Genomic DNA, 14,185 nt, shown 5'->3' with positions numbered 1-14,185 from the left:
GCCTGGGAGATACACGCGGTTAGATTTGGATTTCGTACTGCGTGTTGTCATTCGGGTTTGCGCTCAGATCGCAAACCGCTTGCGTGTCGACCGGCTGCCGCTGTGGCAGGGTTTCAATCACTTTCATCTGCTGGTCCTGCATCTGCATCAAATGCACATCCAGAACCGCGTGATGGGTTTTGGGATCAACCGTCACTTTGCCGCCCGGCCCCATGATCGAGATGCCGGTTTCCAAGGCTTCGATGATCGCCATCCGGTCAAGTGACCCGGCTTGGCGCACCCCTTCGGCCCAGGTTTTGATGCCGTGGTAATGCGACACGGCAATCTCGTGCATCGACTGATCGCCATCGAACATCGCGGCCCATTTTTCCTTGAACTGGGCGTTCTCCGGCGTGTTCAGTTCCTGGCTGTAGTTGTAGGCGCACATGATGCCGTTGCCCTCTTCGGGGGTCAGAACCTTGTGTTCGTTGCCAACGCCCAGGGTGGTCGAGGCCAGTGCAATCTTGTCTTTCATGCCAGCGGCGGCCCACTGACGGAAGAAGGACAGATGCGCGCCGCCAACCAGCGGGGCAATCACCAGATCGGGGCTGGCGGTCTGGACCTTGGCGATGGTGGAGCCAAAGTCGCTTACATCCAACGGGAAGAAATCGGTGCCGACAACTTCGCCGCCGTTGTCCGCCACAAACTTTTGAATCCAACGCGCAGTGATCTGGCCATAGTTGTAATCAGCGGCAAGGATATAGACCTTCTTGCCGGAGTTTTTCATCGCGAAAGGCACCAATGCCTCAACCTGCTGGGCTGGGGTTACACCGTTGATAAAGATGTTCCGGTCGCATACGCCACCTTCATAGAGCACGTTGTAGAAATACAGCGTTTTGGTCTTGCGCATGGTTTGGCGGATCGCCTCGCGGGAGGCGGACAGGATGCCGCCGTGCACCACATCAACTTTGTCCTGGCGGGTCAGCTGCTGACCGTATTGCGAATAAAGCGCCATGTCCGATTGGGTGTCATAGGCGGTGACCTCAACCTGACGGCCCAGCAGACCGCCGGCCTCGTTGATCTCAGCCACGGCCATGCGCATGGCTTGATCCATCGGTTTGCCATAAGCGTCAAACGGGCCGGATGCGTCCAGAATGGAGCCAAGTTTGATGGTGCCATCCGCAAATACGGCTGTTGGCAGCATCGCGGTCGTGGTCAATGCGGCCGTGCGGCCAAGGAAATCTCTTCTGTTCAGAGACATGTGTAAGTCCTCCGTTCGGTTACTGTTGGATTTTTGGAAGGGTGATTTAGATCACTCTTTGTCTTTGGTTTTGTGGTCGTCTTTTGCCTTTATCCGGTTGGCATAATCCGCCGTTCGGCCTGCGATGTTTGGGTCGAAATCAAGGCCGATCTCATCGCCCATCTGTTTCATCGCGGGCAGGCGCACGGCCATGCCAAGGATCTGGTCCATCGCGGCACCAAAGGCCCCATCGACACCTTCGGTCTGGCCAGTTCCGCCGCTCCCCAGGCCGCCGATCTGGTTGATGCGGATAGAGTCGATCTTTTCAACCGGCTTCATCATCTGGGTCATGATTTCTGGCATCCGGTCCAGCTTGCGCTCTTCGAGGCGCATCCGGATTACCGCATCGCTCAGTGTGTTTTCTGCCGAGTTCAATGCGGCCTGCCCTGCGGCCTGAGCCTCCATCGCTTCTTTCTCGGCGCTGGCTGCGGCGGTTCTGGCAGCGGCATCGGCCTGCGCACGGGCCAGCAGGGTGCTGACATCACTTTGGACGCGTGCGTCTTCGAGTTCGATGTCACGCTCTTGCTTGAGCTTGGCAATCTCGCGCTCTCGCTGGGCAATTGCCCGTTCTTTCTGAGCCTGCACATTTTCGGCGGCCAGGATCACCTGAATGCGGGCTTCTTCCTCATCGGCCTTCGATTTGGCCTCTTTGGCGCGGGCCTGAGACAGCTTGATGTTGTTGGCGATCTTTGCCTCTTCCAGTTGCATGAGCGCGGTCATCTCGGCCTTGCGCAGGGCTTCGTCATTGGCAACCTGCGCAGATTTGGTCATACGTTCTTCGGCGATCCGCACGGCCTCTGATGCACGGTGCGCCTCTGCGCGGGTCTGGGCAGACCGGCTTTCGGCTTCGGCTTCGAGACGGGCGAGATGCTCTTGTTGGGCAATCTCGGCCTCGCGCTCGGCCTTTTTGAGTTCAATTTGCCGCTGGTGTTGTGACAGGCGGTGTTCGCGCACTACCACTTCGGTAGAGGTTTCAATGGCGATCCGCGCCTTGCGTTCCTCGGCCACCAATTCGGCCAAACGGCGCATGCCTGTGGCGTTGAAGGCATTGTTCTCGTCCCGGCCTGACAGATCGCTTTGATCCACCGAAATCAGGGAGGCAGACACCAGATCCAACCCAAGACGCTTGGCGTGGTCTGCAACCATATCTGCCACATCCTTGGTAAACTCAGCCCGATTGAGATGAATTTCGGTGAGCCCCCGCGCTGCGGCGGCACTGTGAACCGCGTTGATCAAGGCGCCGGACAAGACCTCCGCAATCGCGTCACCGCTGCGGGCAATCCGGTGTCCAAAAGCCTGCGCCGCTGTGGCGATACTGCCCGTGTCAGGGGCGATACGCAGTTCGAATTCCATTGCGAGATCGGCCCGCAACTGATCGGCAGTCAACACTGCATCGCGACCACTGCGGACGATTTCGATGGCGGCGGTCTGCATGGAGACCCGTTGCACCTGATGCAGGATCGGCAGGGCAATGCAGCCCCCGTCGGTCAACACACGTCGTCCTCCCATGCCGGTCCGAACCAAGGCCGTTTCTAGCGTCGCCTTGGCGTAGAAACGCTGAAGAAACCAGATGCCGACCAACAGCACGACGATAAAAATGACAACAGCTAGCGCCCAATACAAAGTAATTTCCCCCACCTGTCATGCAGCGCTCGAACGGCCTGCACGATTCTGTTGCTTTACGGTGGGCGAGATTAGTTTCCAGTTCAAGTATTTTATTTGAATTGGAAAGTTAATTTTGTTTTTCTTTTATTTACAAAAGCTTGAAGTCACAAAATTGAACACCATCGGCCCGCGCCATGTATACCGAGGGGCGTCTCAGACCGGGAGAATGTGTAAAATTGCGACCGCTGGCATAGCTGACGGGCAGTTGGTCACGGGTTGATCTGTGCTGCCAGACGTCGCCGAACTGGCCGATAAGACCGGCAAGATAGTGCAGACCTTCATAGGTCGATTGCCCCAGCGCATTCAGCGCCGGAGCCGTATCGCCGTGCATCCCGTAATATCGTTCCTTGAAGGCGGCATTTTCGTCATTGGATATGGAGCCAAAATACGAAGACACCGAGAAAAGACGCTCCAGATTGCCACGCCCGCAGGCCATGAGGCCGTTTTCTTCGAGCGCCGTGGACAGCCGGACAATGTTTTTGTGAAGCCCGCGCCGCCCGAAGGTGCGGTTGAACATCACCGCATCCTGGCCCACCAAAGACACCAGAACGGCATCCGCGCCAGAGGCCTCGAGCTTTGACACCAGACCGCTCATGTTCGATAGGCCAAATGGCACGTAGCATTCCATCGTCAGATCAACGTTCATCTGTTTGAGGCAGGACTTTGCATAGTCATGCGAACTGCGCGGCCAGACATAGTCATTGCCGATCAACGCCCATTTGCGCGGCTTGAACCGCTTTTGCATGAACATCATTGCGGGGCCAAGTTGCTCCTTGGGGGTTTCGCCAATGGCAAAAAGACCCGCAGTCGTTTCGCCGCCCTCGTAAAGCGGTGTGTAGATATAGGGTATACGCTGGCAAACCACCTTGGACAGCCTTTGCCGGATCGCGCTGAGGTGCATGCCGACAATCGCGTCGATTGCGCCCAGATCGATCAAATCGTTGACGATCTCTTCGATTGGCTCCGCCGCCTCAACCGCGGCATCGATCATGATCAGCTGCACCTTGCGCCCTTCGATCCCGTCCGCTTTGTTCAGCTCTGCCACGGCGACCTGCGCGCTTGAGATGCAGGACGGGGCCCAGATGCCCGCCGCCCCGCACAGAGGAATCAATAGCGCAACACGATAGACGCCACTTGCGTGAAACTGTCCATTCTCGCGAAAATCTGCGAGTTCAATTGGCATAGTCACGTCGTGTCGCAGCGTCCCTCCCCCTCTGCGATATGCGCTTGATGCAAGCTTGATGGCACATTGCAATTGAATTTGCTTTCCAAGTCAACTAAATTCAGGGCAGTGATTAACGGTGGTAGAGATGTCTGAGCAGCCCAGTTCGTTTGAAAACCATATTTCCTATGCCGTGGCCGCTGCGCATCGTTCGGTCAATCAGCGGATGACGACGCGCCTGAAAAAGCATGGCATCCAGATCGAAGCCTGGCGGGTAATGGAATGCCTTGATGCTGGCGGGCGGCTGACGATGGGCGCACTGGCGAGCAAGGCGCTGATCAATCCGCCTACATTAAGCAAATTGGTGGATCGCATGGTCTCTGACGGCTTGGTCCACCGGCAGATCTCGCAGAGCGATCAGCGTGAGATCAATCTGTTGCTGACCCATCTGGGGCGTATGCGCATGCTCGACATTCGTAAGGATGTCGAAGAACAGGACGGCGCACTGAACGGTTTGCTTGAGACAGAAGACGGGGCGTTGCTGCTCAAGCTATTGTCGAAGATCACGGTCTAGTCACGGCATTCACCCTGCGCCGGACAATCGGGATGGATCGGCATTTGGCCCTAGGTCAAAACGAAATCGCAACGCTCAGCGGCCATCCGGCAACAGCCGATTACCCTCGCATTGCCCCATAGGTCCGATCGGCAATATCAATGGCAGAGAGTTCTGCCGCGATGGCGGCAAGAAACACTGCGTCGGCCTCTGACTGCCGACGGGCAGGATTGCTGATCAGATAGATGTTAACCATCGGCAGGTCTTCATAGGGCGGCAATTGACGAATGTGACCGGCCACAACGTCTTGTTGCGCCACGTGCAGCGGCAAGGCGCCGATCCCGATGTTGGCCATGATCATACGGCGGATCTCATTGAGGCTGGATGACACCCCGCGCCATGTATTGGCCAGCCCCAAACGGGCGCGCAGATGGGCAATTGCCTCAAGCGGGCCACCCTCGGCCTCGGTCTGGAAGGCCACGAATGGCTCGCCCTCCAATTCTTTGGTCTCAATATCCGGTACATTGAACAGCGGATGGCGGGCACCGCAGTAAAGACCAAAGTATTCGCGATACAGGATCATCGTATCGAGGTTTTTCGGCGCTTTCGACAACAGGCAAATCCCGCAACTGGCCCGGTTTTGCGAGATTGCAGTTTCCACTTCATCGCTTTCGGACACGGTAAACGAATAGGTCACATTCGGATGCGCCTTGGAGAACCGGTTCAAGAAGTCGTCGAAATGATCCGAGATCACATAGCTGGTGATCGCAATCGACAAATGGCCACGCAGATCCGTGTTGTCGACATCCATCAGGGCTGGCAATTGTGAGATCGAGCCAAAGATCGTCGCGCATTCGGTATAAAGCACCTGCCCCGCACGGGTGATGGTAAACTCATTGGGCTTCCGGATGATGAGAGTGCGGCCCGTGGACAATTCCAGGCGTTTGAGCGCCGCTGAAACGGTCGGCTGTTTGAGCCCCAGAAAATCCGCCGCTTTTGAAATGCCGCGTTGCTCAACCACCACCATAAAGGTCCGCAGCAGGTTCCAGTCGAGGTTCCAGGGAAAACGCTGCTGGTGCGGGAGTCTCATAAATTTCATCTATATTGAAGATATCTATTATTTATTTGCACGATGTTAGGGGCCATGCAAGTGTTTTTGCAGAGCGGGGAATCCGCCAATATCGCCTGGGTCAAACCCCGGCGCAGTATAAACTGGGAGAAAAAAATGACTGTTCGCCGCACCATTCTGAAATCTGCAATTGCCGCAGCCTCGCTGGCGGTTCTTGGGCTGACCGCAGCAGCCGCAGAGGAATTGGACACACTGAAGGAAAAGGGCGTCATCCGCATCTCGATGTCCGGCGCTTATCCTCCGTTCAACTTCGTAAACGATGAAAACAAGGTCGTCGGTTTTGACCCCGCGATTGGTACCGAAATTGCCAAACGCATGGGTTTGGAGGCCGAGATCGTGACAACTGCCTGGGACGGGATCATCGGGGGGCTTCTCGCCAACAAATACGACGCCATCGTCGGGTCGATGACCATCACCGAAGAGCGGGACGAAGTGGTGGATTTTGTCGGGCCCTATTACTCCGACAAGCGCGCCATTTTTACCAAGCCGGGATCGGACATCACCAGCCTGGCGGATCTTGAAGGCAAGAAAGTCGGCCTGACTTTGGGTGAGACACATGAAGATTGGGCGCGCGCGCAGGGCTATTCCATCAATACCTACAAAGGCCTGCCTGAGCTGCTGTTGGAGCTGGAAAATGGCCGTGTGGACGCCATCGTGAACGATTCAATCGCGGCCATCCTCGCGATGACCGCCAAAGGTCAGGAATTTGCGATGTTTGACGATCCGGGCACCAAGCCCTTCGGCGCGGGTATCGCCATTCGTGAGGGCAACCCCGAACTGGCCGCAGCCATGCAAGCGGCACTGGATTCCATGATGGAAGACGGCACCTATCTGGCGCTGGCCGAAAAGTGGATCGGCGCTGACATCCGCTGACCTCCCTGCCCCTGCCGCGCCTTTTGCGGCGGGGGATTCTTGCAAGCGGTTTGACTGCCCTGCCATCCTGCCTGACGATGGGCAATAGGTCCGGGGCAGTCTTGGCGATCAAGGCCGTTCAATTCAAGCTGCCCTTCATGTTCTTCTGCACAGGATTTCATTTGATGACGCACAGGCAGTCTCCCCTCTTGGCACACAGCGTTTTTGGCGGAGGCCGGCATGGACTTTGAACTGATGCTGAAAGTCTATCCGTTCTTTCTTGAGGCGGCTTGGCTGACCATACTTCTTTCTGTGCTGACAGCCATTTTGGGCCTGACCTGCGGGGCGCTGGGGGCGGCGGCTCGGCTCTCGCGCTTTCGCACATTGCGGTTCATCGGTGCGGCATATGTCAGCGTCATCCGCGGCACGCCCGCACTGATCCAATTGTTCATTCTCTATTTTGGCGGGCCGCAGATCGGCATCCAACTGGACGCCTTCGAGGCCGGAGTGATTGGCCTTGGCATCAACGCGGGTGCCTATATGACCGAGACCATTCGGGGCGCAATCATCGCCATCGACAAAGGTCAGCGCGAGGCCGCGCGGACCCTGGGTCTGAGCCAGTGGCAGGCGATGTACAAAGTGATCCTGCCGCAATCGGCGCGCCTGATGATCCGCCCCCTGGGCGTCAACATCAATGCGCTGATCAAGGCAACAGCACTTGTTGCGGCGATCTCTGTGGTGGAGCTGACCTATACCGCCCAGCGTTACATCGGTTCGACCTACAAGCCGTTCGAAATGTTCCTGCTGGCCGGGATTCTTTACATGATCATCATCTACGTGGCTGGCCGGGGCATCACCTGGCTGGACCGTAAAGCACAGATCAACTGATCACGAAAGGACACGGTGATGGGTCTCGATTTTTCTATTATTCCCAAATACATGGATGTGATCCTTCTGGGCTGTGCCTGGACCATCGGGATCACGGTTGCCGCCGCTTTGCTGAGCTTTTTTGGCGGGATTGTTTTCGCGGTGATCGCGCTTTATGGACCATGGATTTTGCGCCAGCCTTTCCGGCTTTTTGCGTGGCTGTTCATGGGCACGCCGCTGCTGCTGCAACTGTTCTTGATCTACTTTGGCTTGGTCCAGATCGGCATTGACTTGCCGGCCTTTGTCGCCGGTATCATCGGCCTTGGTCTACACTTTGCGGTCTACAATTCAGAGCTGATCCAGACCGCGATCCTCGCGGTGGACAAGGGCCAGATGGAAGCCGCACGCACCCTGGGCCTCAGCCGGAGCGAGGCGCTGCGCAAGGTGGTGATCCCGCAGGCAGTACGGGACGTGCTGCCGCCGATTGGCAACAATATGATTGCCCTGCTGAAAGACAGCGCCCTGGTCTCAGTCATCGGGGTGAGCGAGCTGACCCTGTCGGCGCAGCGGGTCATCGGCAAGACCTACCGACCTTTCGAATTCTATCTGCTGGCTGCGGCCTGCTACTACGTCATCAATCTCGGAATGGAATGGGTGCAGCGCCGGATTGAGCGTCGCATCTCCATCTCTCGCTGATCTCAAGGGGCCAGACATGACCGACACATCCGATTTCGTCAGAATCGAACACGCACAAAAGTCCTTTGGCAATCTTGAGGTGCTCAAGGACATCAGCCTGACCGTGGAACGCGGCCAGATCGTTGCGATCATCGGCCCGTCGGGGTCAGGCAAATCAACCCTGTTGCGGGCGATCAATGATCTTGATGCGCTGACCGGCGGTGAGATCTGGCTGGACGGGGTGCAGGTCAACAAGACACTACCCCATCGCCAGTATGAAAAGCACATAAACGAGATGCGCCAGCAAATCGGCATGGTGTTCCAACATTTCAATCTCTTTCCGCATTTGACCGTACGCGAGAACGTCACGATGGCGCCGATGCTGCTCAAGGATCTGTCCAAGGCCGAGGCCAACAAATTGGCCGAAGAACAGCTAGACCATGTCGGGATGTTGGAACGCATTGATTATTACCCCTCGCAATTGTCCGGAGGCCAGAAACAGCGTGTTGCGATTGCCCGTGCCTTGGCGATGAAACCCAAGCTGATGCTGTTTGATGAGGCCACGTCCGCCCTTGATCCCGAACTGGTGGACGAGGTGAACCAGGTGATGAAGAAATTGGCCGAAGATCATATGACCATGATCATCGTCACTCACGAGATGGATTTTGCCGCAGCAGTCTGTGATCGGGTTTTATTCATGGATCAGGGCGTGGTGGTTGAAGAAGGCCCGCCCGAGGTTGTGTTCAAGAACCCTGTCAAAGACCGCACCCGCGAATTTCTGCGCAAACATATTGCAGGTGCCAAGTGACCGACGCGCCCTCTTACCTGTTTTACCAATCGCGCAACCCGCGGCCCTTTCTGGATCGGGGCGAAGGCATCTATCTGTTTGACGAGGATGGCAAACGTTACATTGATGGTTCATCCGGTGCGATGGTGTCCAACATTGGCCATTCCAACCCGCGCGTGCTGGCCAAGATCAAGGCCCAAATGGACAAAGCAACCTTCGGGTATCGTCTGCATTTCCGCACTCATCCGTCTGAGGATCTGGCGGCCAAGACGGTCGCCATGACGCCCGAGGGGCTGGACCGGGTGTTCTTTGTTTCTGGCGGGTCGGAGGCGGTTGAAAGCGCGCTTAAACTCGCCCGGCAATATGCACTGACACAGGGGCAAGGCAGCCGCAGCAAGGTCATCTCTCGGTTTCCATCTTATCACGGGTGTACGTTGGGGGCGCTTGATCTGACGGGCTATGACCCGCTGCGTGCACCCTTTGCGCCGATGATGAAGGGCATGCCAAGCATCCCGGCGCCCGCCACCTATCTGGACCGTGACAACCTGAGCGAAGAGGCACGCGGGCTGAAATACGCGGAAATGCTGCGCGACAAGATCATCGAGGAAGGCGCCGAAACCGTGCTGGCCTTTTTGATGGAGCCCGTTGGTGGAGCCTCCACCGGCGCTCTGGTCGCACCGGACAGTTACTATGGCCGCATCCGTGAAATTTGCGATGAATTTGGCGTTTTGCTGATCTATGACGAGGTCATGACCGGCGCGGGCCGCACCGGCAAATTCCTTGCAGCTGAACATTGGGGCATCACCCCTGACATCGTGGCCATGTCCAAGGGGTTTGGGGCGGGCTATGCGCCCTTGGGCGCGATTGTCGCCGGGGCGCGGCTGGTCGAACCGGTACTGGATGCGGGCGGGTTCTTGCATGGCTTCACCTACGCGGGCAATCCCCTGGCCTGTTCGGCGGGGCTGGCCGTGCTGGAAGAAATGGAAGACCAAGGTCTGATCGAAAACGCCGCAAAAATGGGCGAGGTGCTGATGGCACGGCTGCGCGGATTGATGGAGCGTTATCCGTTCATCGGGGACGTGCGCGGCAAGGGGCTTTTGACCGCGTTTGAATTTGTCAGCGACCGCGAAACCATGGAGCCTTTGCCGCCCAGCCTTGAGGCGCATGCGCGGCTGGTTGAACTGGCCTATGAGCGCGGTTTGATCATCTATTCGCGCCGCACACGTGGCGGCACGGCGGGCGATCACTTTCTGCTTGCCCCGCCGTTGATCATCACCGAAGCCCAGATTGACGAGATGATGACGATCCTTTGCGCGGCGCTGGATGCTTTTGCGGCTGAGGCCGGGCTGCCCGTCGAGGGCGCAAGATGAGGCTGCCCGACAAGCGATGTGACATCGCGGCGGCGGTGGGCCGGATCAAGGATGGCGACACCGTCATGATCGGCGGTTTTGGTGTACCCGGCACGCCCTTCACGCTGATCCACACACTTGTCCAGCATGGCGCGCGCAATCTGACTGTGATCAAAAATGATGCCAATGAACCTGACATGGGGGTTGATCATCTTTTGCGCAGCGGACAGGTGGCGCGGCTGATCACAACACATCTGGGGCTGAACAGCCGTGCCATCGAAATGATGAACTCCGGCGCGGTTGCAGTCGAATTCAACCCCCAAGGCATCTTGGCAGAACGTATTCGCGCTGGCGGCAGCGGACTTGGCGGGGTGCTGAGCGATATTGGCATCGGGACGGAACTGGCCAAGGGCAAACAGGTGGTGGAGATGCAGGGAAAAACCTATCTCGTTGAACCTGCATTGCGGGCCGATGTGGCCCTGATTCACGCGGATTGCGCCGACACCTTCGGCAACTTGACCTATGCCGCCACCGCGCAGAACTTCAGCCCGCTGATGGCCATGGCCGCTGCTTGTGTCATCGTCGAGGCCGAGACTGTGGTTCTTCCCGGCGAAATTGCAGCCAATGCGGTGCAAACCGCGGGCGTTTTTGTGGATCACGTGACCCAATTGGAAAACCTTACCGAGGAATATGCCGTTGTCCGACGCTAGAACCCGTATGATCGCCCGCGCGGCCCGCGAGATCGCGCCGGGGATGGTCGTCAATCTTGGGATTGGTATGCCCACCCAAGTGGTCAATCATCTGGCCTCTGGCATTCCTGTCTGTCTGCATACGGAAAACGGCATGACCGGGGTTGGCCCGACCTTGCCGCCCGAACAGGCTGATCGCAACCTTATTGATGCGGGAGGGGCCTATGTCTCGACCATGCCGGGATCGGCGTTTTTTGACAGCGCCACCAGCTTTGCCATGGTGCGATCCGGACGGCTGGACCTGACGATGCTGGGCGCGTTTGAGGTGGCAGCCAATGGCGATCTGGCCAACTGGAAAATACCGGGCAAATTCTCACCCGGCGTCGGCGGCGGTGTTGAACTGGCCCAGAAGGCGCGGCGGGTGGTGGTTCTGACAACCCATCTGGACCGTGCCGGCAAGTCGAAATTGAAGGTCAAATGTACCCTTCCGATCACCGCGCAGGCCTGCGTGGCGCGGATCTTTACCGATATGGCAGTGATTGATGTAACTGCGGATGGCTTTGCCCTGATCGAGACCGCCAAAGGGGTCAGCCCGGCAGAGGTTTGCGCCGCAACCGATGCGCCCCTGATCCTTTCGCACTCGCCGCTGCCCAGTTTCTAAGGAGCCAGATCATGCAATCAGATCTACAAGCCCGCCTGTTTGATGCCGTTGATGCAGCATTTGACCTGCAGGTGGCATTCCTGTCTGACCTGACCGCTTTTCCTTCGACCAGAGGAAAGGAACAGGCCGCGCAGGATTTCATGGCCCATGCCCTGACCGCGCGTGGCTATGAACTGGACCGCTGGCAAATCGACGTGGCAGACATCCAGCATCTGCCGGGGTTTTCGCCTGTGCTTGGCTCTTATGAGGATGCAGTCAACGTGGTCGGCTCGCACCGGTCAAAGACCAAAACCGGACGGTCCCTGATCCTGAACGGACATATCGATGTGGTGCCCGAAGGGCCACTGGATATGTGGGACAGCCCGCCCTATGAACCGCGCGTTGAAGCCGGGTGGCTTTACGGGCGCGGCGGCGGCGATATGAAGGCGGGTCTGGCGTCGAACCTCTTTGCGATGGATGCCTTGGCCGCCTGCGGCTTGGCCCCTGCCGCAGATGTGTTTTATCAATCCGTGGTTGAGGAGGAATGCACCGGAAACGGCGCCTTGGCCTGCCTTGCGCGGGGTTACAAGGCAGACGCCGCACTGATCCCTGAACCGTTCTCGGAAAAGCTGGTCACAGCGCAATTGGGCGTCTTGTGGTTTCAGGTGCATCTCAAGGGTCGCCCGACCCATGTGGCCTACGCGGGCAGCGGGGCCAACGCGATTGAGGCCGCCATTCCCTTGATCAAAGCCTTGCACGAGATGGAGCATCGCTGGAACGCAGTTGAGAACCGCCCTGATGATTACGCCCATATGGATCACGCGCTGAACTTGAATGTTGCCAAAATCCAAGGCGGCGACTGGACCAGTTCAGTGCCCGCATGGGCGGTGTTTGACGTGCGCATGGCGATCTTTCCCGGACAATCCATTGCGGCGGCCAAAACCGAGATCGAATCCGTCATTCTGGACGCGGCGCGAGAGAATGACTTTCTGCGCAATTCCCTGCCCGAGATCGTCTATCACGGCTTTGAGGCCGAGGGCTATGCGCTGTCTCAAGACAGCTCGGAACGCGCGCGGTCTGCCATCGACGCACTGGATGATGCCCATCAGGCAGCCACCGGCACGGACCTCAAGAAGGCGGCGATCACGGCGACCACAGACGCGCGGTTCTTCGGGCTATATGCCGATACACCTGCGCTGGTCTATGGGCCAAGAGCCGAAGCGATCCATGGGTTCAACGAACGGGTAGAGCTGGAAAGCATGCGCCGCGTGACCAAGGCTACCGCGTCATTCATCGTCCGCTGGTGCGGCACCGAAGAGATTTGAGGGCGGGCGCAATGGGCCATTTTCACGATGGAACATACTCTGCGTGGATCGGGCGCGGGTCACTTGGGCAGGTTGCAACGTGACCCACCGCCGCGATCTTCCGTGCAGCTCTTGGTGTGACATTTACCCAAGCCGCATTGCACGAAATCTGGCGCTGGCCTGCGACCTGTTGCCAGAGCGGTCGCAGTTCTGTGCGGTTCTCAAGGCGGATGCTTACGGGCATGGTATCAAACAGGTTGTGCCATTGGTGATGGCGCAGGGCATCCGCTGCATCGGGATTACGTCCAACACAGAGGCCCGCGCTGTACGGGAGGCAGGTTTCGCAGGCGGGATCATACGCCTGCGCGCCGCAACCTTGAGCGAGATGGAAACAGCCGTGGCTGACCGCGTGCAGGAGCAGATCGGATCGCTTGACGCAGCCCGCCAGTATCGGGGGCTTATGGACGATGGCCACAACCTTTCCAAAGTTCATCTGGCCCTTGATGCGGCGGGAATGTCACGGGACGGGCTGGAGCTGGCAACTCAGACAGGCAAAGCGGCTTGCCGAGAGATCCTTGGTCTACTTCGCAACCAGATCACCGGAATCTGCACCCATTTTGCGTCAAATGAACCAAATCACCTGCGCCAAAGTGCCACCCTGTTTCAGCAGCAAGTCGCGTGGGTTCTGGCCAACAGCACCCTGCGCCGTTCGGACCTGACAATACATGCAGGCAGTTCGCTCTCTCTGGTCTCGGGCATTGCGGTCGAAACCGACATGTACCGCTGTGGCGCCATCATCTATGGGATTTTGAAACCGGAGCTGGGCTTTGTCCCGACGATGGAGTTGAAGGCCCGTGTTGTTGGACTTGGGGCATACCCCGCAGGCGCCGCGGTTGGCTATGACCGGGCCAATCTTCTGGAGCGGGACAGCCGACTGGCCTGCATTTCCATCGGCTATGCCAACGGGTTTTATCGCAACGCCCACAATCGCAGCGCCGTAATCATCCGGGAAAAAGTCGTGCCTGTACTGGGCAAAATGTCCATGAATACAATTGTCGCCGATGTGACCGGAAACGATGATGTGCAAGTGGGCGACGAAGTGACCATCTATGGCCGCGGCGGCGAGCAGGTCATCAGCAACGTACAAGCCGAGGCGCAGTTCGGCACCATCATGGCCGACCTGTATTCAGACTGGGGGTTGCGCAATCACCGGATCTACCGCTGAGCTATTCGC

At 57.9% G+C, this 14,185-nt stretch carries 14 protein-coding genes; 10 read left to right on the top strand and 4 right to left on the bottom strand.

The features are described from left to right. Window positions 1-19: 19 nt before the first annotated feature. The 3 genes from JNX03_RS17235 to JNX03_RS17225 form a co-directional block, all read right to left on the bottom strand. Window positions 20-1,240: an urea ABC transporter substrate-binding protein gene (locus tag JNX03_RS17235; protein ID WP_203210222.1), complete on the bottom strand. Its 1,221-nt coding sequence runs from the start codon at window positions 1,238-1,240 to the stop codon at window positions 20-22. A 51-nt stretch (window positions 1,241-1,291) separates the two neighbouring features. Next, on the bottom strand, window positions 1,292-2,902 hold the full coding sequence (locus JNX03_RS17230) for a flotillin domain-containing protein (protein WP_203210221.1): 1,611 nt from the start codon (window positions 2,900-2,902) through the stop codon (window positions 1,292-1,294). 130 nt (window positions 2,903-3,032) lie between these two features. Continuing rightward, on the bottom strand, window positions 3,033-4,127 hold the full coding sequence (locus JNX03_RS17225) for a substrate-binding domain-containing protein (RefSeq protein WP_203210220.1): 1,095 nt from the start codon (window positions 4,125-4,127) through the stop codon (window positions 3,033-3,035). Between the two features lie 127 nt (window positions 4,128-4,254). On the opposite strand from JNX03_RS17225, the gene JNX03_RS17220 reads away from it, so the two are divergent. Further along, window positions 4,255-4,680 carry a MarR family winged helix-turn-helix transcriptional regulator gene (locus JNX03_RS17220; protein ID WP_203210219.1) on the top strand — a complete coding sequence of 142 codons (426 nt, stop codon included), beginning with the start codon at window positions 4,255-4,257 and terminating at the stop codon, window positions 4,678-4,680. A gap of 100 nt (window positions 4,681-4,780) precedes the next feature. Here JNX03_RS17220 and JNX03_RS17215 read toward each other — a convergent pair whose 3' ends face one another. Then, window positions 4,781-5,749 (bottom strand): LysR family transcriptional regulator, encoded by a 969-nt coding sequence (locus tag JNX03_RS17215; protein WP_203210218.1) that lies wholly within the window; start codon window positions 5,747-5,749, stop codon window positions 4,781-4,783. 135 nt (window positions 5,750-5,884) lie between these two features. On the opposite strand from JNX03_RS17215, the gene JNX03_RS17210 reads away from it, so the two are divergent. The 9 genes from JNX03_RS17210 to alr all read left to right on the top strand — a co-directional run bounded on the left by JNX03_RS17210 (window position 5,885) and on the right by alr (window position 14,176). Beyond that, window positions 5,885-6,661 carry a transporter substrate-binding domain-containing protein gene (locus tag JNX03_RS17210; RefSeq protein WP_203210217.1) on the top strand — a complete coding sequence of 259 codons (777 nt, stop codon included), beginning with the start codon at window positions 5,885-5,887 and terminating at the stop codon, window positions 6,659-6,661. Between the two features lie 219 nt (window positions 6,662-6,880). Next, window positions 6,881-7,528, top strand: coding sequence for an amino acid ABC transporter permease (locus JNX03_RS17205; RefSeq protein WP_203210216.1), 648 nt, complete (start codon window positions 6,881-6,883; stop codon window positions 7,526-7,528). An 18-nt stretch (window positions 7,529-7,546) separates the two neighbouring features. Beyond that, window positions 7,547-8,203: an amino acid ABC transporter permease gene (locus tag JNX03_RS17200; protein WP_203210215.1), complete on the top strand. Its 657-nt coding sequence runs from the start codon at window positions 7,547-7,549 to the stop codon at window positions 8,201-8,203. Between the two features lie 16 nt (window positions 8,204-8,219). Next, on the top strand, window positions 8,220-8,990 hold the full coding sequence (locus JNX03_RS17195; RefSeq protein WP_203210214.1) for an amino acid ABC transporter ATP-binding protein: 771 nt from the start codon (window positions 8,220-8,222) through the stop codon (window positions 8,988-8,990). After that, entirely contained in the window at window positions 8,987-10,339 is a 1,353-nt protein-coding gene (locus tag JNX03_RS17190) for an aspartate aminotransferase family protein (RefSeq protein WP_203210213.1), read from the top strand. Before JNX03_RS17195 ends, JNX03_RS17190 begins: the two co-directional genes overlap by 4 nt. Continuing rightward, the gene (locus JNX03_RS17185; RefSeq protein ID WP_203210212.1) at window positions 10,336-11,028 is read left to right on the top strand and encodes a CoA transferase subunit A; all 693 of its coding nucleotides are present in this window, start codon (window positions 10,336-10,338) and stop codon (window positions 11,026-11,028) included. Before JNX03_RS17190 ends, JNX03_RS17185 begins: the two co-directional genes overlap by 4 nt. Then, the gene (locus JNX03_RS17180) at window positions 11,015-11,668 is read left to right on the top strand and encodes a 3-oxoacid CoA-transferase subunit B (protein WP_419584933.1); all 654 of its coding nucleotides are present in this window, start codon (window positions 11,015-11,017) and stop codon (window positions 11,666-11,668) included. The genes JNX03_RS17185 and JNX03_RS17180 overlap by 14 nt, the downstream gene beginning before the upstream one ends. Before the next feature lie 11 nt (window positions 11,669-11,679). Then, complete coding sequence (locus JNX03_RS17175) at window positions 11,680-12,972, top strand: ArgE/DapE family deacylase (RefSeq protein WP_203210210.1); 1,293 nt, start codon at window positions 11,680-11,682, stop codon at window positions 12,970-12,972. Between the two features lie 79 nt (window positions 12,973-13,051). Further along, window positions 13,052-14,176, top strand: coding sequence for an alanine racemase (gene alr / locus JNX03_RS17170; protein WP_203210209.1), 1,125 nt, complete (start codon window positions 13,052-13,054; stop codon window positions 14,174-14,176). Window positions 14,177-14,185: the final 9 nt, after the last annotated feature.

The organism is Sulfitobacter mediterraneus, from assembly GCF_016801775.1.
Taxonomy (GTDB): domain Bacteria; phylum Pseudomonadota; class Alphaproteobacteria; order Rhodobacterales; family Rhodobacteraceae; genus Sulfitobacter; species Sulfitobacter mediterraneus_A.
This window is presented reverse-complemented; position numbering and strand designations above follow the sequence as displayed.